At 36.2% G+C, this 19,825-nt stretch carries 17 protein-coding genes; 8 read left to right on the top strand and 9 right to left on the bottom strand.

Translation table 11 applies throughout. The features are described 5' to 3' along the window. Positions 1-468: 468 nt before the first annotated feature. Positions 469-1,650, bottom strand: coding sequence for a NupC/NupG family nucleoside CNT transporter (locus tag OU989_RS16815; protein ID WP_274797369.1), 1,182 nt, complete (start codon positions 1,648-1,650; stop codon positions 469-471). 374 nt (positions 1,651-2,024) lie between these two features. On the opposite strand from OU989_RS16815, the gene OU989_RS16810 reads away from it, so the two are divergent. Then, a complete protein-coding gene (locus OU989_RS16810; protein ID WP_274794151.1) occupies positions 2,025-2,546 on the top strand; it encodes a sigma-70 family RNA polymerase sigma factor in 522 nt (173 codons plus the stop codon). Then, positions 2,533-3,477: a DUF4181 domain-containing protein gene (locus OU989_RS16805; protein WP_274794150.1), complete on the top strand. Its 945-nt coding sequence runs from the start codon at positions 2,533-2,535 to the stop codon at positions 3,475-3,477. Before OU989_RS16810 ends, OU989_RS16805 begins: the two co-directional genes overlap by 14 nt. A 30-nt stretch (positions 3,478-3,507) precedes the next feature. Here the strand turns inward: OU989_RS16805 and OU989_RS16800 are convergent, their stop codons facing one another. From OU989_RS16800 to OU989_RS16770, 7 genes are read right to left on the bottom strand one after another with little or no spacing between them, the layout of a single operon-like run. Further along, entirely contained in the window at positions 3,508-4,770 is a 1,263-nt protein-coding gene (locus tag OU989_RS16800; protein ID WP_274794149.1) for a permease, read from the bottom strand. A gap of 4 nt (positions 4,771-4,774) precedes the next feature. Next, positions 4,775-5,473 carry a response regulator transcription factor gene (locus OU989_RS16795; protein WP_274794148.1) on the bottom strand — a complete coding sequence of 233 codons (699 nt, stop codon included), beginning with the start codon at positions 5,471-5,473 and terminating at the stop codon, positions 4,775-4,777. A 38-nt stretch (positions 5,474-5,511) separates the two neighbouring features. Beyond that, complete coding sequence (locus tag OU989_RS16790; RefSeq protein WP_274794147.1) at positions 5,512-6,264, bottom strand: sensor histidine kinase; 753 nt, start codon at positions 6,262-6,264, stop codon at positions 5,512-5,514. A gap of 37 nt (positions 6,265-6,301) precedes the next feature. Beyond that, positions 6,302-7,294, bottom strand: a complete 993-nt coding sequence (locus tag OU989_RS16785; protein ID WP_274794146.1) for an ABC transporter ATP-binding protein — start codon at positions 7,292-7,294, stop codon at positions 6,302-6,304. Further along, positions 7,291-8,304, bottom strand: coding sequence for an ABC transporter ATP-binding protein (locus OU989_RS16780; protein ID WP_274794145.1), 1,014 nt, complete (start codon positions 8,302-8,304; stop codon positions 7,291-7,293). The genes OU989_RS16785 and OU989_RS16780 overlap by 4 nt, the downstream gene beginning before the upstream one ends. Before the next feature lie 14 nt (positions 8,305-8,318). Further along, complete coding sequence (gene nikB / locus OU989_RS16775) at positions 8,319-9,239, bottom strand: nickel ABC transporter permease (protein WP_274794144.1); 921 nt, start codon at positions 9,237-9,239, stop codon at positions 8,319-8,321. Between the two features lie 14 nt (positions 9,240-9,253). After that, positions 9,254-10,153: an ABC transporter permease gene (locus OU989_RS16770; protein ID WP_274794143.1), complete on the bottom strand. Its 900-nt coding sequence runs from the start codon at positions 10,151-10,153 to the stop codon at positions 9,254-9,256. A gap of 182 nt (positions 10,154-10,335) precedes the next feature. Between OU989_RS16770 and OU989_RS16765 the strand changes: the two genes are divergently transcribed. The 6 genes from OU989_RS16765 (at position 10,336) to OU989_RS16740 (ending at position 18,459) form a co-directional block, all read left to right on the top strand. Next, a complete protein-coding gene (locus OU989_RS16765; RefSeq protein ID WP_274794142.1) occupies positions 10,336-11,895 on the top strand; it encodes a glutathione ABC transporter substrate-binding protein in 1,560 nt (519 codons plus the stop codon). Positions 11,896-11,938: 43 nt separating this feature from the next. Next, positions 11,939-13,189, top strand: a complete 1,251-nt coding sequence (locus OU989_RS16760) for an amidohydrolase family protein (protein WP_274794141.1) — start codon at positions 11,939-11,941, stop codon at positions 13,187-13,189. Then, a complete protein-coding gene (locus OU989_RS16755; RefSeq protein ID WP_274794140.1) occupies positions 13,186-14,397 on the top strand; it encodes an amidohydrolase in 1,212 nt (403 codons plus the stop codon). Before OU989_RS16760 ends, OU989_RS16755 begins: the two co-directional genes overlap by 4 nt. A gap of 169 nt (positions 14,398-14,566) precedes the next feature. Beyond that, positions 14,567-15,475: a DMT family transporter gene (locus tag OU989_RS16750; protein WP_274794139.1), complete on the top strand. Its 909-nt coding sequence runs from the start codon at positions 14,567-14,569 to the stop codon at positions 15,473-15,475. 762 nt (positions 15,476-16,237) lie between these two features. Beyond that, on the top strand, positions 16,238-17,506 hold the full coding sequence (locus OU989_RS16745; protein ID WP_274794138.1) for an L-lactate MFS transporter: 1,269 nt from the start codon (positions 16,238-16,240) through the stop codon (positions 17,504-17,506). A gap of 260 nt (positions 17,507-17,766) precedes the next feature. Beyond that, entirely contained in the window at positions 17,767-18,459 is a 693-nt protein-coding gene (locus OU989_RS16740) for an AIM24 family protein (RefSeq protein WP_274794137.1), read from the top strand. Positions 18,460-18,500: 41 nt separating this feature from the next. Here OU989_RS16740 and OU989_RS16735 read toward each other — a convergent pair whose 3' ends face one another. Next, the gene (locus tag OU989_RS16735; protein WP_274794136.1) at positions 18,501-19,751 is read right to left on the bottom strand and encodes a BaiN/RdsA family NAD(P)/FAD-dependent oxidoreductase; all 1,251 of its coding nucleotides are present in this window, start codon (positions 19,749-19,751) and stop codon (positions 18,501-18,503) included. Positions 19,752-19,825 lie beyond the last annotated feature (74 nt).

Here is a 19,825-nt window from a genome sequence, read left to right as displayed (position 1 = left end):
GAATCGAATCAAAGAACGTAAAGAGAAATTACCTCTAATAATTCTATTTAGTTTCACTCTACTTAGTTTTTTAGTGCTATTGTATTTTGGGCTTTTTCATTAAATAACATCGTTAAATTTTTTGAAGTGAAGGAATGGATAGATCCCATTCAAGAGTAGAATCATTTGAATCAGTCTATTATTCAGAACGATGAAAAACTGAAAGAACACTCATCTGTTTAAGAGTTAAAACAAATGAGTGTTCTTTTTTAATTTGATAAGTGTTGGGCATGAACGCCTTTTAATTGGAAAAAGCGGTCATATTCAGTCATTCTTAGCACCTAACTTTCTTTTCATCCTTTCTTGTCTACATCTTGCAAATGTCGTTGTTTTGATGTGCAACCCATAGCGATTACGAAGATACAATACAGAAAAACTGCACCCAACTAACCGAGTCGAGTGCAGTTCAAAAATAGTCCCATATTCAGTTTAAATAATCAATCCAACAATAATAGCTGTTAGGATACTTACAAGTGTAGCGCCGTACAACAACTTTAAGCCAAATCGTGCAACAACATTACCTTGTCTTTCGTTCAACCCTTTCACTGCCCCGGAAATAATACCAATGGATGAAAAGTTGGCAAAGGATACAAGGAATACAGAAATAATGCCCAGTGTACGTTCACTCATGGACGCTGAGACGTCACCAAGATTGATCATGGCAACGAATTCATTCGTTACTAATTTAGTTGCCATAATGCCGCCAGCAGAAACAGCATCTTTCCATGGGATCCCCATTAAGAAGGCGATTGGTGCAAAGATATAGCCTAATATTTCTTGGAAAGAGATGCCGATAATCATATCAAATAGTGAATTGATTAAATCCATTAAAGCTACGAAACCAATAAGCATGGCACCAACAATGATGGCTACTTTAAAGCCATCCATAATATATTCTCCAATCATTTGGAAGAAGGCTTGCTTATGCTCATCTTCAATCGTTAAGATATCTTCCTTTTCATCTACAGTATAAGGATTAATGATGGAAACAATGATAAAGCCCCCAAATAGATTCAGGACTATGGCCGTTACAACATATTTAGGCTCAATCATTGTCATGTAGGCTCCAACAACTGACATCGAAACGGTAGACATAGCTGATGCACATAAAGTATACATACGATGAGGGGCAATCTTATCTAATTGTTTTTTGACCGTTATGAATACTTCGGATTGTCCTACCATAGCAGAAGCAACGGCATTATAGGACTCTAATTTTCCCATACCACTGACTTTGCTTAAAAATAATCCTATCCATTTCATAAATAAGGGAAGTATTCTAAAGTGTTGTAAAATCCCGATCAAGACTGAAATAAAGATAATCGGTAATAATACTGTTAAAAAGAATGGTGATTCTCCTTCATTTGCTAAACCACCAAAAACAAATGATATACCTGCATTGGCATATGATAATAAATGATCAAATACTTTTGTGATTCCTTTGATTAGAACATAACCAACTGTTGTATTGAGTAGTAAAGCTGCCAATAAAAATTGGATGATTAACATAATAACTATATATTTATATTTTATTTCTTTTTTGTTTTTACTCATTAAAAAAGCTAATGCAAAAACAAGTAACAATCCACACAAGGATATTAAGTACCTCATCATTTCCTCCATATTTATATATAATATTTTTTGCCATGATGTTCCAATTTCAAAAGAACAGCTTAAGATCTAATTAGTCAGACGTCAGACAAACAATCTCACTATAACAGTTTTTTTGCTAGTTATTCAATAGAAAAAAGAAAAAAAGTATGCTTCTTGGCATACGAATACGATAAATACAGTGTATAACCGACATATTCCAAATAAAATCATTAAAATCAACGATGAAAAATGCTTGTTACAATGCTTTTTTATTGTGTGGAGTTTTTGAAAAATTATGTCCATCGTATAAACGTAGCGGTTATTTTCTTTTTTGTGAAACCAATAAGCAATGGATTACGACTATAGGGTGAATGTGTATAGGAGGTGTTTGGGTGAGTGAGCATTTAGCAGCCATTATGGAAGAGCACGGTGAATATTGCTTACGAGTGGCTTATCTATATGTAAAGGACTGGTCGATTGCTGAAGAAATTGTTCAGGATGTATTTTTCGCGTATTATCGTCAGCAGAATCGTTTTGAACAAAGATCCTCCCTAAAGACGTGTTTAGTCAAAATTACCGTACATAAAAGTCATGATTATCTACGAAGTTGGAAAAATAAACGACATCTATTGATGGAAAAAATACATATGGGTGCAAGTAAACGTACTCCGGAAAAGGAATTAGTAGTTAAGGATGAGCGATCAACATTAAAGTGTGCTTTATTTGAGTTACCAATTACTTATCGAGAGGTAGCTATCCTTTATTATTATCAGGAATTAAAGATCAGGGAAATGGCAGATATTCTTGCATGTACAGAAAATACCATTAAAACTAGATTGCACCGAGCAAGAAAAATGTTACAGGAAAGATTAGAGAAAAGTGAGTGGGAGGTGTTAGTAGATGACAACTTTTAAAGAGAAGTTGGATCAAGAACTTGGCGAAGCACCACGATTTACGCAATCATTACAGCAGGATATTCTACAGCGAGTACAGCAAGAAAAAAAGGTAACAAAACGCTGGTCATATCCACTGATTTTTATAGGTGCGATACTCATACTACTTTTGTTAGTAGAGATGGGGCCATTAGGACAGATGGAGCAAACTCGTCAAGCTTCAATTGTTACCCTGGCACAGCAAGAAACAGTAAAAAAATATACGATGATTTCAAATTCAGATGAGGAGACCTTTCTAGCGGGAAGACCTGGGTGGACGATTGGCCAAAAAGTATATAAACAAATTCCCGAAAAGGAATTATTACAGCAGCTATTACAGCAGGCCACAGTAACACAGAAATATGAAGAGAACCAATTTTTATTTCGTACCATACAGGATGTTTGGGCACAGTTTGAAAATGACCAGATCATTAAGTTGAAGATGTTCATAGGTGAGGAAAGTATTCTAATAGAAGATCATGACCATAAATCATTTTATAAAGTTAATAATAGAGAACTGACAAAGGCTTATGAAAACCTCACTCTCAAAGATCAAGCTAAATTTGGAATGAAAGGTTATGTTGTTTTTCTAGTCCTTCTACTAGCTATTCATATGCTTGTCGAAAAAATAATGAGGAAAAGGTTCAACATTCCAAAGGGGTATGTTTCTAAGGGCCATCGACGTGCTGTATGGACTCTTAAAGCTTTGAATATCGTCATGCTCATTTTATTTATGGTAAAAGGGTGGATTTTATATACCGTCATCATTGGAGGATACTTAACTGTTATTCTTTTTAGTTCCATTTTTATAGACTACTGCTACGGTCGAGAGGAAAAAAGACATTATCTTTCTATCAGTTTAGCTATTGTCAGTCTCCTATTACTTAGCCTATTTATTTTTTATATCAGCTAATTGAAGACAAAAGCCTGAACCCGAAAAAATCTAGTGTTCAGGCTTCTTTTCTTTAGTTTCAGTTTGTAGCATTAATTGATAGATACACGAAATCATAAAGCTAGCAGCTAATCCATATAGCATGTTAAAGTTTAGACCTACACCTAATCCGATAATCATGGAAAGCAGTAGAACCAGCCAGCTATGTTGATGAATGCTACGATTAGTAAATAACAGAATTAACATAAACGGTAGCATTGAAATGTGTAAGAAGGCGAAAGAATAGATAACACCTAAAATAGTTAAATCAATAGATAAGAAAAAAATTAATATAATAACCATTAGACAAATCAAATAAAAGTAGTAAGGTCTTTTCTTCACAAAAAATCGTTTCGTTGCCCGCATGTCTACTAGTAAGGTTGTTACAACAGCTAATAGAACAATAACAAGGAAGGCAAAAGTTAGAAAGCCTGGTTGTACTTCATATAAAAATGTGAAAATCAGAACTTGAAACTGGCCAAAGGAGCCACCATATAAAGCAATCATTAAGATGGCTGTGAATGACAGTGTTAATAACGCTAAGATCACACCTGATGAAAGTAGACTACGACGCACTTTTTTTGGCTTAATAAATGCAATTAAATACCAAGTCGATTTATCAAAGAGAACTTGTCCTAAAACAGCTAGTTGAATTATAACAAAAAAGAGTAGGATCTCACTATTTTTAAAATAAAATAAATACGGGTGGTATAAGCGAATTCCTTCATATACAGTACTTGCGCCATTTTGTACGAAGTAATAAATGGGAATAAAAATAAGTAAAGAAAAAAGAGCAATAATAAATAAAATTTCGAGCCATAGTATACTTTTCACAGACATGATCCGATCAAGAAGTAACATGATAATTAAAAATAAAAAAAGTGTAATAGGCACAGGGATATTTAACATAATTTCAGATAATACACTGATGCTTATTAATTGAATTAGCCATAGTTCAATGCCTGTCAGAAGATAAAATAGCCGTATCACTTTTAAATTCATGCCACTTAATTTCTGCTGTATCGTAAAAAGTAAAAAACTTTGTGTATGTTGATGTTGCGTGTAATCACTCTTATTTAACAATGAGCCGAGTACAATAAACGAAATAGCCGTTGCTAATGTATAACAAATACCTGCCATAAAGCCAAAAGAAATAAGGGCTGAGGGTGAGGACAATAATAAGTTCCCATGAATCCATCTAGCTAAAAGAATGATAACACCTGCCGCAGTGCTTAAACTTGCAAATGGTACGAGCAATGGAATTTTCTTTAGCATACAATCAATTACCTTTACTTATTTTAGATGATTTATATTGTCGTGGTGATTGGTTATATTTTTTCTTAAAGGCGACACTAAAATAGTGTTGGCTATTAAAACCACAGCTCTCTGCAATTGTAGACATACTTGCATCCAGATTATCATTTATTTTCTTCACAGCCATTTCTAGTCGATAATTGTTTATATACTCATTAATTCCGACGGACTGCTCCTCCAAAAATTTACGGCTTAAATAGCTAGGGTTCAAATGAATCTTTTCTGCAATTATATTTAAACTCAGTTTTTCATAATAGTTTTCATGAATATAGGAAAGTGCGCTTTGGATTGCATCATGGTTAGAGCTCCACACTTTATATTTCTCCACGATAGCATTTAATTCGCTAGCAATAACTGGTTTTGTAAGATAATCCTTTACCCCGATACGCAATGCTTGTTGGGCATATTCAAAGGTCTGATAAGCAGTTACCATAATGATATCAACTTCATAAAGCTCCTTTAGTTCCTTACTTAAAGTGATTCCATCTTTCCCAGGCATTTGAATATCTAAAAAGGCGATGGTCATACGGTGCTTTTTAGCTAATTGCAGAGCTTGTGAGGCATCCTGAGCAGTATGGAATGTCCAATTAGGAAAATGAGGTTTTAATAAATAAATCATTTGCTCTAATTCTAGCGGCTCATCATCTGCGATTAATATATTCAAGGTGTCATTCTCCTTTCACATTCAAATTGATAGAAAGCCTAAGCGGGAACATGGATTGTCACAGTATAAAACTGTTCATTATTTTTGATCGAGAATAAAATATTTTCGAGTCCATAAATAAGCTCAAGTCGTTTTCTAATATTTTCAAGACCGTAACCTTGCTGCAATTCGTCCTCTACTAGCACAGTAGTATGTTCTATCTTTTCAAGTGGTTGTGTATTTTTAATTTCTATTAATAATATGTTATCCATTTTTTTTATCGTAATAGATAATTCCGCAGGTCCTATATGTTTTTCAAAGCTATGTTTATATGCATTTTCAATAATGGTCTGCAGAATAAATGGAGGTATCGGGACAGTTAGGGCCTCATCATCCACATGCTTATGAATCGTCAAACGATGTCCAAAGCGTAACTGTTGGATATTTAAATAACTATCGACAAATTGTACCTCGTTTTTTAATGCAATTAAAACCTCATGATTATTGTATTTAAATTTAAAAAACGTTGCTAAGGCCTCAATGCCCGCAACCAAATCCTCCTTTCGATTGATGCGGGCTAGGCTTAGTAATGAATTTAATGCGTTAAAAAAGAAATGCGGCTGTATTTGCTGATTTAACTGGAGAATATTCGCTCTTTGTAAATCCTGCTCAAGCTCTAAATTTCTTTTTTCCTCCTCAAGGCTATCGATTTGTTTTTCGAAAATAAATATAAAAGTAAGCAGAAAAGCTCCAATAATTGGAGCAATTACACATAGGAGAATATATATGTTGAAGGTTTCTAGTTGTAACATAATGACCTCTCCAATTATTTTATTTGTGTAAAGTACATTAAACTAAATTTTCTGCAAAATGGCAAGCTACCTTATGTGTTGCCGTGATTTCTCGTAATGCTGGAACTTCTGCTTTGCATTTATCTGTTGCGAATGGACAACGTGTGTGAAAGCTACAGCCAGTAGGTGGGTTAAGAGGTGACGGTAGGTCTCCTTTTAAAATAATACGCTCCTTGCGATGTTGCTTATCAATCACTGGAATAGATGAAAACAGTGCTTTTGTATAAGGATGATGTGGTTGTGAGAACAGTGACTGCTTATCAGCAATTTCCACGACCTTCCCAAGATACATAACCATAATACGGTCTGAAATATGGCGAACAACACTTAAATCATGTGAGATAAATAGAAATGTTAAATCTAAATCTCTTTGTAGCTGCTTCAGTAAATTTAATATTTGTGCTTGAATGGAAACATCTAAGGCAGAAACAGATTCATCACAAATAATAATTTTAGGATTAACAGCAAGGGCTCTCGCGATACCAATACGCTGGCGTTGACCACCTGAAAATTCATGTGGATAACGCTCTAAATATTCTGGACGTAACCCTACAAGGGACATTAATTCCAACATACGTGCTTCCTGCTTTTCAGGTGGTACTATTTTTTGAATAGACATAGCTTCCGTTAACATTTTTCGAATCGTTCTTCGTGGGTTAAGAGAAGCATATGGATCCTGGAAAATAATTTGTATGTCTTTCCGTGCAGCTCGTAGCTCTTTTTTACTCATATTCACTAAGTTTTTACCGAATAACAATACTTCCCCTGAAGTAGGCTCATCCAATCTTAAAATAGAACGGCCAGTCGTTGATTTTCCACAGCCAGATTCTCCTACAATGCTGAGTGTTTCACCAGGCATAATATCGAAGGAAACACCATCAACAGCTTTAACAACCTGTTGTGGGCCGAAGAGCTTTTCTTTTTTTAAGAAAAAATGCTGTTTTAAATCATTTACTTGTAATAGTGGTTGTGTTTGATGTGCCGTTGTCATACTGTCATCTCCTTCATAAGTGTTTCTCCTTGCCATTCATTGCTGTACATCCAGCATCTAACTTTTTTACCTTGCTCGACTGTAAGAAGTTCAGGTTGTTTGTCACGACATAAATCTGTAGCAAATGGGCAGCGTTCTGCATAACGACAGCCAATTGGGTAATTGTATGGACTTGGAACAGTTCCATGAATAGTAGAAAGTTCTTCTTGATCTTCATATAGCTTCGGTAAGGATTGAATAAGTCCATTCGTATAAGGGTGTAATGGTTTTTCAAAAAGGCTTTCAGTTGTGCCTTCTTCTACAACCTGTCCCGCATACATAACCGCTATTTTATCACAAACTTCTGCTACAACTCCGAGGTCATGCGTAATGAAGATAATACTCATTCCTAATTGTTTTTGTAGGTTTTGAATAATATCAATAATTTGAGCTTGAATCGTTACATCTAGTGCCGTTGTTGGTTCGTCTGCAATTAACACATCTGGTGTACAGGCTAAGGCCATCGCAATCATAATACGTTGTCGCATGCCACCACTTAATTGATAAGGCTCCTGCTTCGCTCTTTTTTCAGGTGCAGGAATTCCTACTAGACGAATCATATCGACAGCCTTTTGCCATGCTTCTTTTCGAGATAAACCTTGGTGCAATCGAATCGATTCAGCTATTTGCTCACCTACTGATAAAACAGGGTTTAAGCTCGTCATAGGCTCTTGGAAAATCATTGATATTTTATTGCCTCGAATTTTGCGTAACTCTTCATCTGATAATTTTAAGATGTCCGTATTATTTAATAGAATCTCACCATTGATGATTTTTCCAGGTGGTGAGGGTACTAAACGTAGTAATGACAGGGAAGTCATGGATTTTCCACAACCAGATTCACCAACAATACCGAGTGTTTCTCCTTTTTGCAGTGTAAAGGATACGCCATCAACAGCTTTGGCAACCCCTTCACTTGAATAAAAATACGTTTGTAAATTTTTCACTTCCAACACTGTTTCTTGTTTCATCTGTTTTTCCCTCCCTAGTTTAAATCCATTCGTTTATTGAAGAATCTGTATAAAATATCCACGAAAAGATTAATAAAAACAAATATTAATGAGGCAACAAGAACGCCACCTTGAACGACAGGTATGTCACGTGTACGAATAGCATCAACAATCATGCGTCCTAATCCATTGACAGCGAAAACAGATTCTACTAATACAGTTCCACCAAGTAAACTACCAAATTGTAAACCTACTACTGTAATTACTGGGATTAAAGCATTACGTAAGGCATGCTTTAGGATAATGACGTAACCCTTTAAGCCTTTTGCTTTTGCCGTTCGAATATAGTCTTGATTCACGACGTCTAACATACTAGAACGAGTCATACGCGCAACGATAGCTGCACCACCAGCACCAAGAGTGACTGCAGGAAGAATAATATGTTTAGCACTTTCCCAGCCTGCAACAGGAAGCCAATGTAGCTGTACCGAGAAAACATACATTAATAAAATACCTAGCCAGAAACTTGGTAGCGAGATCCCTAATAAGGCCACAATCATAAGGCCAGCATCCATAAAAGAATAGGGACGAATTGCTGAGATGATGCCAGCGATAAGTCCTAAAATAATGGTAATTAATATACTGTAAAAGGCTAGCTCGATTGTAATCGGTAAACGGGCGGTAATTTCCTCAAATACTGGTTGTTTATTTTTTAATGAATGACCCATATCTCCTTGTAAAAGATTTTTAATGTAATCAGTGTATTGAACAGCTAATGGTTTATTGAGCCCTAAATTTTCACGTAATTCTTCAACAGTTTCTTGTGAAGCACCTTCTCCTGCTAAAATAATAGCCGGGTCACCTGGTATCATTTGCATAATAAGAAAAACAACAAGTGTAACACCAAGCGTCACGGGAATAATTTGAGCTAGACGTTTTAAGATAAATAAAGTCATGTATCTTCTCTCCTTTAATTTTTCATTCTTGGGTCTAGCGCATCGCGTAAACCATCTCCAAATAGGTTAAATCCTAATACAAGTATGGAAATCATAATACCTGGGAATAGCGCCATATAAGGAGCGGTAAACAAGAAATCACGACCATTTGAAAGCATGGCACCCCATTCAGGAGATGGTGGCTGTGCACCCAGCCCTAAGAAGGACAGACCAGCTGCAGATAGAATCGCCGTCGCTAAACGCATAGATGCTTGTACAATAATTGGTGACAAAATATTCGGGAAAATATGCTTGATTAATATTGTCATATCATTTGCTCCGAGTGTTTTCACAGCATCGATATATTCCAACTTTTTAACTTCCATTGTCGATCCACGTACGATTCGTGCAAACATTGGAATGGAGAAAAATCCTACAGCAATTGTTACGTTAATAAGACTTGCACCTAATGCACTGACAATGGCTAAGGCAAGTAGGATACCTGGGAAGGCAAGCATAATATCTAAAATTCGACTAATAATGGAATCAACCCATTTACCATAATAGCCAGCGATAAGCCCTAAAAATGTTCCAATTGTTCCGCCAAATAAAACGGCTGAAATACCAACACCGATGGATAAACGTGATCCATATAAAATTCGACTTAAAATATCTCGACCTTTATCGTCAGTTCCCATAAGGTGGTCTAAACTTGGTCCTTGTAATTTTTGACCTAACTGTACATCGTATGGATCATAAGGGGCTAGAATGGGTCCGATGAGAAACATCAATATATAAAGAAGAATGATGATGCCTCCAGCGACAGCTGCTTTATTTTTTTTGATTTTGTTTAGGAAAGAAACAAGATTTTTTTTTCTAGTTGCCTTGCGTGCATTCACTAAAACAGAATGATCGATAGTAGTTACTTTATCCATATCGAATACTCCTTTTCTATTTGATTTGATTTCAATTTAGTGAAAAGCGTAAAGAATGTAAATATTTTATGGAGTATTAGTCAGAAAATTTAAAAAACACGTAAAAATTTTAAAAAACAAGTGAATTTTATTTCTTTATAATTCGAAATGTAAGTAACAAATCACACAAGGAGGAAATGTTTATGAAGAAAATGAAGTTGTTTTTATTCATGGCACTTATTACTGTACTTGTTTTGCAAGCATGCTCTACAGCTAATAATAATAGTGCGGAAGATTCCAAAGAGGGATCGAAAAGTGTAGGAGGAGAATTAGTTGTATTAAGAGCAGCGGATGCTACAAGCTTAGATCCTCATTTTATTACAGATATTCCTTCAGCGAATATTATTCATGGCAAAGTATATGAAACGCTAGTTGCTTTTGATAGAGATCGTAAAATTGTTCCATTACTAGCAAAAGAGTGGGAGCAAAAAGACGATGTCACTTGGACGTTTACATTGAATGAGGGCATTAAATTCCATGATGGTGCAGATTTTAATGCAGAGGCTGTAAAAGCTACTTTCGACCGTATCTTAGATCCTGCAACTGGTTCACCACAGCGTGATAAATTATCAATGATTAATGAAGTAGTAGTAGAGGATACGTATGTTGTTACATTGAAATTAAAAGAACCATATGCACCGCTTTTATCTATTTTAGCAAGCCAAGAAGGTAGTATGATGAGTCCGAAAGCGATTGCGGAAGCGGCTGACGAATTAGCAACACATCCGGTAGGGACAGGCCCATTTGTATTTGAATCTTGGAAATCTGGTCAAGAAATTACATTAAACACAAATAAAGATTACTGGGGTACTGTACCGAAAGTAGATAAAGTAACATTTAAAGTTGTGCCAGAGGATTCTACTCGTTTAGCAATGATTGAAAGTGGAGAAGCTCATATCGCAGAACAAGTTCCTGTTACAGAAATTGACCGTATTGAAAATTCATCAACTATGAATCTATTCCGTGCAGAAGGTCTTGCAGTAGAATTTATCGGTTTCAATGTGAAAGACACATTATTATCGGATGTAAAAGTTCGTCAAGCTATTAGCTATGCAGTTGACCGTGAAGCAATTATTAGTGGTATTTACGATAATGTTGGGACACTTGCGAATTCAGCAATGAGTCCAAAAATCATTGGTTATTCTAGTGAAACGAAGCCGTATGACTATGATGTAGTAAAAGCAAAAGAATTATTAAAAGAAGCTGGTGTTCAAGAGGGAACAAAAGTTAAATTGCTGACAAGTGATCGTAAAGAGCGAATCAATATGGCTGAAGTTATTCAATCCCAATTAAAAGGTATTGGATTAGACGTTGAAATTCAAGTAATGGAATACGGTGCATTTATTTCAGAAATCACGAAAGAGCAGCATCAGTTATTTATTAGTGGTTGGGGTAATGCTACTGGGGATGCTGATTATAACCAATATAATCTATTCCACACAGCTTCTATGGGAGCACCAGGAAACCATTTCTACTATTCAAACCCAGAAGTAGACAAGTTAATTGAACAAGGACGTTCTGAATCAAATCAAGAGGCACGTAATGAAATCTACAAAAAAGCAATGCAAATGGAGTTAGATGAAGCGGTGTATATTCCAGTTCGTAACTATGAGCACTTAGCAGTCTATAGTAATGCTGTAAAAGGTTTCTGGTTAGACGCATCTAACTACACGATGATCAGTGGCGTTGAAATTGTAGAGTAATCAAATTTGGTAATAGACGGAAAATACCAATTGGGAGGAAACTATGAGTAAACTATTGCTGAAAAATGTGAGATTAGAAGAAGCATATGAGCGCGAAAATGAACACATTGTTGCAACTCGTACAGGTATTTATGATGTCCTAATCGAAGATGGGCATGTTCAACAAGTTGATAAGAATATAGTGGTTGCTGGAGATGTAGAAATAGTGGATGCTCAAAAGCAACTGCTAGTTCCTTCATTCAGAGAAATGCATATTCATATCGATAAAACGTACTTCGGTGGAGAATGGCAGGCGCCAAGGCCCATTACTAAAGGGATATTAACTCGTATTGAAGAAGAAAGAACGCTGTTACCAAAGCAGTTACCAACAGCTGCTTATCGAGCAGAGGAAATGGTGAAGTGGCTCATTTCACAAGGACATACCTATATTCGTTCACATTGTAATGTTGACCCACAAATAGGAACTAAGCATATCGAAATTACAAAACAGGTTTTAGAAAAATATCAAGATCAAATTACCTATGATATTGTGGCCTTTCCACAGCACGGCTTACTACGCTCCAATGTGGAAGGACTGATCCGTGAAGCAATGGCAATGGGCGCAACGCTTGTTGGGGGTGTTGATCCATCTATTGTAGACCGTAATATTGAAAAATCCCTACAAACTACGATGGGTATTGCCCAAGACTATCATGCAGGAATCGATATTCATATTCATACAGCTAATACATTAGGTGAATTTGAATTTTATAAATTGATAGAACTAACGAAACAGGCGAAAAAAGAAGGTCAAGTAACAATTAGCCATGCGATGGCACTTGCCGATTTAGAACAGTCACGATTAGAAAATTTAGTTCAAGCAATGGCTGCTGTACAAATAGACGTCACAACTACTGTCCCAACAGACTTGAATCGTTCGACCATACCAATTCCGTATCTTTATAACAATGGAGTAAAGGTTTCTGTAGGACATGATAGTTTAACGGATCATTGGTCACCATACGGTACAGGCAATACGATTATGAAATTAAATGTAATGGCGGAGAGATTCCGTTTTATAGATGAATATTCATTAAGTCGTGCATGGAAGTACGCTTCTGATGGGATTACACCATTGAATGACGCTGGAGAGCGCGTTTGGCCACAAGTTGGTGATAAAGCTAATATGTTGTTAGTAGATGGTGTTAGCACTGCTCATGTTATTGCGAGAAGATGCCCAATTACTACTGTTATTTCACAAGGCAAAATAATTCACTTACAGGATGTAGGAGAGTTGAAAGGAGAATTTAGATGAAGCATTGGCTTACAAATGTTCTACTTGAAACAGGAGAATATATAAAAGAAAATGATACAGTTGGTACGAAAGTGGAGCTTTTTAATCTTGAAATTACAGATGGGTTTATTTCACAAATTGTACCAGCAACGCAGGCAGTCGGTTCTCCAAATGAAGTAACAGATATGAAAGGGAAGCTTTTATTACCTGCCTTTAAGGAAATGCACAATCACTTAGATAAAACATACTTATCTTTACCTTGGAAAGCATGTGTACCAGTTAAGAATTTAAAGGAACGACTTGAGCGTGAAGCACAAGAGTTATCCATTCTTGCTACAACAGGTAAACAACGCGCGGCTGCAATGATTGAAAAAATCGTTCAAAATGGCGCCAATCATATTCGTACACATGTTAATATCGATCCGTACATTGGCTTGAAAAATTTAGAGGGCGTACTAGCGGCATTGGAGGATTATAAAGATGTTGTGACATCAGAAGTTATTGCCTTTCCACAGCACGGCTTATTAAGAGATGATGTCCCTAAACTATTGCGTGAAGCCTTACGTAATGGGGCGACAATGATTGGTGGTCTTGATCCAGCAGGGATTGATAATTCAATAGAACCTTCGTTATATGAAGTGATGGATATCGCACAGGAATTTAATGTAGATGTTGATATTCACCTTCATGACGGTGGTCATGTTGGCTATTATACAATCGATAAATGGATCGATATCGTTGAAGATGCAAAATATCAAGGTAGAACGGCGATTAGTCATGCCTTTTCACTTGGTGATGTATCTTTACTGGAGCAGCACAAAATTGCTGAACGATTAGCACAACAACAAGTGAAAATTATGTCAACCGTGCCATTCGATTTAAGACGCTTAATCCCACCGATTGATTTACTGACAGAGCATGGAGTTGATGTCCACTTTGGCTGTGATGGATTTTATGATTCTTGGAGTCCGTATGGCTCAGGAGATATTTTAGAAAAAGCAACGACGTTTGCAGATATTTCTCGTAAACTGGATGAACGCTCTATTCGACAAACGTTAAAATATATTACAAATGGTGTGACACCATTGGATGCAAATGGCCAGAAGGTTTGGCCGAATGTGAAGGACGAAGCAAGTTTTGTATTCTTTGACGCAGTATCAAGTGCTGAAGTTATTGCACGCAAACCATCTAATCGAGTGGTTATGTCGAAAGGAAAATTTATCAACTAGTACAAACAACTAAATCCCCCTTATTTAGTTAACATAGCAAACTAGAAGTTTTCTAGTTTGCTATACTTATGTTGTAATAGATACGTGAATAATAGAAAGGAAAGTAGATTTTTAATAGTTTTACCATAACTTATGTAGAAGTCTCTTTAAATGCAGGTGCAATTTAGATATGAAACAACTCACCATCTATATGATTTTATTTAGCTGTGTATTTTTTTGGGCCAGTAACTTTATAATTGGCTCTATTTTAATTGACCATTGGGCTCCTATAACAGTCGCCATTTTTAGATTGATTGTCATTGTTCTGTTTTTAGGATGTATTAGTTGGAAAACAATTAACCGAACAGCATTTACACGCAATGATCTAGTATTATTGGTCATTGCAGGCATACTAGGTGTCTCCATTAATCACTATAGCTTTTATGCCAGTCTTCAGCACACCTCTCCTATCACCGCGGCTTTAATCTTAGCCTGTGCACCGATTGCCACATCATTACTAAATAAAATGATTTATCATGAATCGCGGAACGGCATTTTTTGGCTAGGTGCAATCATTTCTTTTGTAGGGGTTGGCCTCATAATTACAAAAGGAGCACTTATCTCGATTTCAATCGGTAAGGGTGAGGTGCTAAGTTTAATTACAATGCTAAGCTTTGCCTTGTTTCTAATTATTGTGAACCACCTTAGTCTAAAAATCTCTGCACAGTTGATTACCTTTTATACAAATTTAATTGGACTACTGGTGCTTGTACCCTTTTCCTTTACCATTTTACCGCAGACTAATTGGCATGTTGAAACTCCATATTGGTTGCTGTTAATTTTATCAGCGATTGTTATTCATGGGATTAGTAATTTAATGTGGAATCAAAAAATGAAGGAGATAGGGTCAACGAATGCTTCGCTTTTATTGAATTTTGAACCAGCGATAGCTATGTTATTAAGTGCTGTATTCTTAAAACAATTTCCCACTAGCATTCAACTGTATGGATCCTTATTAATATTAATTGGAATTATATTATGTATTTACTATAAGGAAATAAAAATATTGCAGTTTTTAAAAAGAAGAACAAATGAATAGGGTGTTTTACCAACCAGTATGCTGAAATGATTTCTAGTATATTGGTTTTCTTTTTAGCTGCTTTTTTACTTTTGCACAAAAACAATATGATTTTAAAATTGGTCTTATTACAGAATATTTAAGGTCAATACAAGCAATTTATGCTAGTTAGTAGAGGAAAGCATTAGATTTACAGTAAGGAAAATATATATTTGAATAATAAAATGAAGGAGGTATTTATAATATTTTGCGAAATATACACCCAATGTATTGTTTATAAAGATAATTTTTGTAAGTTTAAGTAAAAAACAAGCTCCTTTTGAATTTTCTATCCTTTTTTTAAGCGCGTAAATTTCGTTTGTTTTGGCCAAAAAATTCTGTTTTATTTTGAAAATTTCTACATTATATTAATTTGATATGCAGAAGAATATAAATGTTTGTTAATAGAATATGACTAGAGATAGAAGACGTATACACTTAGTGAATGTGATAATATACACAAAATTTATTATTTTAATATAATTTATGGTTATTCTGATAATAGAGTAGAAAAGTAATAATAGCTAAATGGTGTCGTATTTTTTGTAGAATAATCCTCGTTCTACTTAGAGACTGTAAGGTTTGTATGCAGGAGAACGATAATGAAAAAACAAAATACTTTTTGGAGAAATAATATTTTTTCAAAAAACCACTTGCATTTGAATAATTCTAAGTGGTAAATTGTTTTACATGGACGTTCATAGAATTTTCACAGGTAGCAAAAGAGGGGAGAAATGAGAATTTATGAATAAAAATAGATGGTTAATTGCATTATCTGCAATCGCTATTCACCTTTCCATCGGTGGAGCCTATGCATACAGTGTATACAAGCTACCGATTGTCACGGAAATGGGATGGAGTGAAACAAAGGTAACGGTTGCCTTTACTATTATGATGGGGCTTGCTGGTTTTTCAGCAGCATTATTTGGTAGCTTAGTAGAAAAAATGGGGCCACGTAAATCGGCAATGGTAGCAGCTGTCTTATTTGGAGCAGGACAAGCTGGTGCTGGTGTAGCGATTTCAATGGATTCTGTTGTGATGTATTGGTTAACTTATGGTGTACTTAGTGGATTAGGTATGGGGATTGGTTACATTGCACCTGTATCAACACTTGTAAAATGGTTCCCAGATCGCCGTGGCCTTGCAACAGGTATGGCCGTACTTGGATTTGGTTCTGGGGCACTAATTACAGCACCGGTTGCAGCCAACTTAATGGAGGCAGTCGGTATTTCTACAACATACTTTATTTTAGGGGCAAGTTATTTCACGTTAATGATTTTAGGGGCTTCATATATAGCGCCGCCTAAGCCTGGTTATATGCCAGCTAATATGAAGGCAGCTGCCGATAATGGCAAAGAAGTTGTTAAAAAAGATTTAGCAGTTATGTCAGCACGTGAAGCTGTCAAAACAAAGCATTTCTGGATGTTATGGTCAATGCACTTAGTCAATGTAACAGCGGGAATTATGATGATATCTGTAGCTTCGCCTATGGCACAGGAAATTGTCGGTTTATCTGTTGCAGGTGCTGCAGCAATGGTAGGAATCATGGGGTTATTTAATGGTGGTGGCCGTTTAATTTGGGCTGCTGTATCGGATTATATCGGTCGTTCAAACGTATTCGTTATTTTCTTTATAGCGCAATTAATTACATTTATCGTTTTACCACATACAACGAACGTGATAATTTTCCAAGCACTTATCTTCTTAGTGGTTAGTTGCTACGGTGGTGGATTCTCAAATTTACCTGCGTTTGCAAGTGATTTATTTGGTACAAAACAATTAGGTGTTATCCATGGCTATTTATTAACAACTTGGTCATTGGGTGGTATTTTTGGACCGTTGTTAGTAAGTACAATTAAAAACGCTTATGGAAGCTATATTCCAGTATTCTATGTATTCGCTGGATTAATTGCTGCTTCGTTAATTATTTCAATAACACTACGTGCAGATGTACGTAAACGAACAGCTTTAAAAGCAGCACAAGATGTTGGAGACGTCTCTGCAACACAATAATTTGAACTACTATATAGGTGTCATTTCGCACATGGCACTTATATAGTATTTTTTTGCAGTGAGTGTTATATAACAATCGTTATTTCTTCGTTTAATGTATAACAGTCCACAAAGGATGTCAATAACATTACTGGAAATAACGTGATTTCGTTATTAAAAGAGAAAATTTGTAACGAAACACGGGATAAGGAACAAACAGTTAAAATTTGAATCTTTTCTCAAAGAAAAACGTATATAAGGTAATTAGGGAGGGATTCATTATGGGGAAATTTTCTTTAGATGAATTTATTAATAAAACACAACAGGATGACAATGAAAATGATTATTTCGAATTGGAAACGGAACGTGTATTAGAGGTTAATTTAAACGGAGAAGTATGGTCGAAAATGGGCGCCATGATCTCCTATACTGGAGACATTAAATTTGAACGTGAGCGTGTTTTAGAGCATGGGCTTGGCAAGATGTTTAAAAAGGCGTTAACAGGTGAAGGAACGCAATTAATGAAAGCTAGCGGAAAGGGCAGATTATACTTAGCGGACCAAGGAAAGAAAGTAACGGTCTTTGATTTGAAAAACGACAGTATTTGTGTAAATGGGAATGATTTACTGGCCTTTGAACCTAGCATCAACTGGGATATCCGTTTAATGCGTAAAATGGCTGGCATCATGTCAGGCGGTTTATTTAATGTAACATTACAAGGTACAGGAAAAGTAGCGATTACAACACATTTTGAACCATTGACGTTATTAGTGAAACCAGGTGAAACTGTCTATACTGATCCACATGCTACTGTTGCTTGGTCAGGCAGTCTAACACCTGAATTTAAAACGGATATCAGCTTCCGTACCTTTATCGGTCGTGGTAGTGGTGAATCTATCCAGATGGCGTTTTCAGGTGAGGGCTTTGTTATTATCCAGCCGTTTGAAGAAGTTTATATGTCTAGTGAAAGCTAAAAAAGGCGTGTCCATTTTTCTCGGACACGCTTTTTCTTCTATTATAAAGCCGCATTCATTCCTGCAATACGTCCTGTTACGAGGGCGGAGGTGATATTATAGCCTCCTGTATAGCCATGAATATCAAGAATTTCCCCACAGAAGAACAATCCTTCTTTTTTCTTAGAAGCCATTGTTTTCGGCTCGATTTCTTTTACGGAGACACCACCGCCTGTAACAAAGGCTTTATCAAGTGACTGTGTGCCGTTCACTGTCAATGTGAAGTTCACTAGTAAACGTGCTAGCTGACGGATTTTATCTTGGGATAATTCGGCACCTGTCAATTGGACATCGATATTTGCTCGTTCACATAAAAATAATAGCCAACGTTCAGGGGCAATGCCCTTCCAAACATTTTTCACTGCCTTTTTTGGATCTTCCTTGATTAGCCTATTTAAATATTGCAAACATGTTTCCTCATTATAATCAACTAGTGTTTGTATACGCATGGTCACTGGCTCATAGCCTGTTTTCATTAATTCTTTGACAACAAATTGACTACAGCGTAAAACAGCAGGACCACTTAAGCCAAAATGGGTGAAGAGCATATCCATTTGATGTGTAACGAGCACCTTACCCTTTTTGTTTAACACAGATACAGCCACATCACGTAATGCTAGCCCCTGAAGCTCACGCGCTTGTATAAAATCCTCTTTTGAAATAACGGGGACTTCAGTTGGAAATAATGTTGTAATTGTATGGCCAGCCCGTTCTGCCCATGGATAGCCGTCTCCTGTTGAACCTGTTTGTGGGACAGCCTTACCACCAACAGCCACAACGACTGCTTGGCTACGAACTTCTGAGCCATCAGCAAGACGTACACCAAGAATTTTTTCCTCATCCATAACAAGCTTACTAACGGCTGTGTGTAAACGAACCTCGACATGGAGATGTTGAAGCTGCCTAATCAACGCATCGACAACATCTTGTGCACGATTTGACACAGGGAACATTCTGCCATGATCCTCTTCCTTCAGTGCCACACCAAGCCCTTCAAAAAATGTAATAATATCTTCATTATTATAAACGGTAAACGGGCTATAGAGAAAACGACCATTACCAGGTATATGCTTTACGATTTCTTCGACAGGCAAACGATTTGTAACATTACAGCGTCCACCGCCAGAAATGGCTAATTTTTTGCCAAGTTTCGCTCCTTTTTCTAACAATAAAACTTTCTTTTTACGCTCTCCAGCAGCAATTGCCGCCATTAAACCAGATGGGCCACCACCGATCACGATTACATCATACATAGTTAGAAACTCACTTTCTGTTCAATTTAGGAATCTTTCCTATTATACATGAAGTCTATATAGAGAGAGGGGGC

The sequence above is a fragment of the Lysinibacillus irui genome (assembly GCF_028877475.1).
In the GTDB taxonomy this organism is placed as follows: domain Bacteria; phylum Bacillota; class Bacilli; order Bacillales_A; family Planococcaceae; genus Lysinibacillus; species Lysinibacillus irui.
This window is presented reverse-complemented; position numbering and strand designations above follow the sequence as displayed.

Excerpts from the sequence above, each read along its gene's own strand:
- OU989_RS16815 (WP_274797369.1), bottom strand. The coding sequence starts at position 1,650 with ATGAGGTACTTAATATCCTTGTGTGGATTGTTACTTGTTTTTGCATTA.
- OU989_RS16805 (WP_274794150.1), top strand. The coding sequence starts at position 2,533 with ATGACAACTTTTAAAGAGAAGTTGGATCAAGAACTTGGCGAAGCACCA.
- OU989_RS16800 (WP_274794149.1), bottom strand. The coding sequence starts at position 4,770 with ATGCTAAAGAAAATTCCATTGCTCGTACCATTTGCAAGTTTAAGCACT.
- OU989_RS16790 (WP_274794147.1), bottom strand. The coding sequence starts at position 6,264 with ATGTTACAACTAGAAACCTTCAACATATATATTCTCCTATGTGTAATT.
- OU989_RS16785 (WP_274794146.1), bottom strand. The coding sequence starts at position 7,294 with ATGACAACGGCACATCAAACACAACCACTATTACAAGTAAATGATTTA.
- OU989_RS16780 (WP_274794145.1), bottom strand. The coding sequence starts at position 8,304 with ATGAAACAAGAAACAGTGTTGGAAGTGAAAAATTTACAAACGTATTTT.
- nikB (WP_274794144.1), bottom strand. The coding sequence starts at position 9,239 with ATGACTTTATTTATCTTAAAACGTCTAGCTCAAATTATTCCCGTGACG.
- OU989_RS16770 (WP_274794143.1), bottom strand. The coding sequence starts at position 10,153 with ATGGATAAAGTAACTACTATCGATCATTCTGTTTTAGTGAATGCACGC.
- OU989_RS16765 (WP_274794142.1), top strand. The coding sequence starts at position 10,336 with ATGAAGAAAATGAAGTTGTTTTTATTCATGGCACTTATTACTGTACTT.
- OU989_RS16760 (WP_274794141.1), top strand. The coding sequence starts at position 11,939 with ATGAGTAAACTATTGCTGAAAAATGTGAGATTAGAAGAAGCATATGAG.
- OU989_RS16755 (WP_274794140.1), top strand. The coding sequence starts at position 13,186 with ATGAAGCATTGGCTTACAAATGTTCTACTTGAAACAGGAGAATATATA.
- OU989_RS16750 (WP_274794139.1), top strand. The coding sequence starts at position 14,567 with ATGAAACAACTCACCATCTATATGATTTTATTTAGCTGTGTATTTTTT.
- OU989_RS16745 (WP_274794138.1), top strand. The coding sequence starts at position 16,238 with ATGAATAAAAATAGATGGTTAATTGCATTATCTGCAATCGCTATTCAC.
- OU989_RS16740 (WP_274794137.1), top strand. The coding sequence starts at position 17,767 with ATGGGGAAATTTTCTTTAGATGAATTTATTAATAAAACACAACAGGAT.
- OU989_RS16735 (WP_274794136.1), bottom strand. The coding sequence starts at position 19,751 with ATGTATGATGTAATCGTGATCGGTGGTGGCCCATCTGGTTTAATGGCG.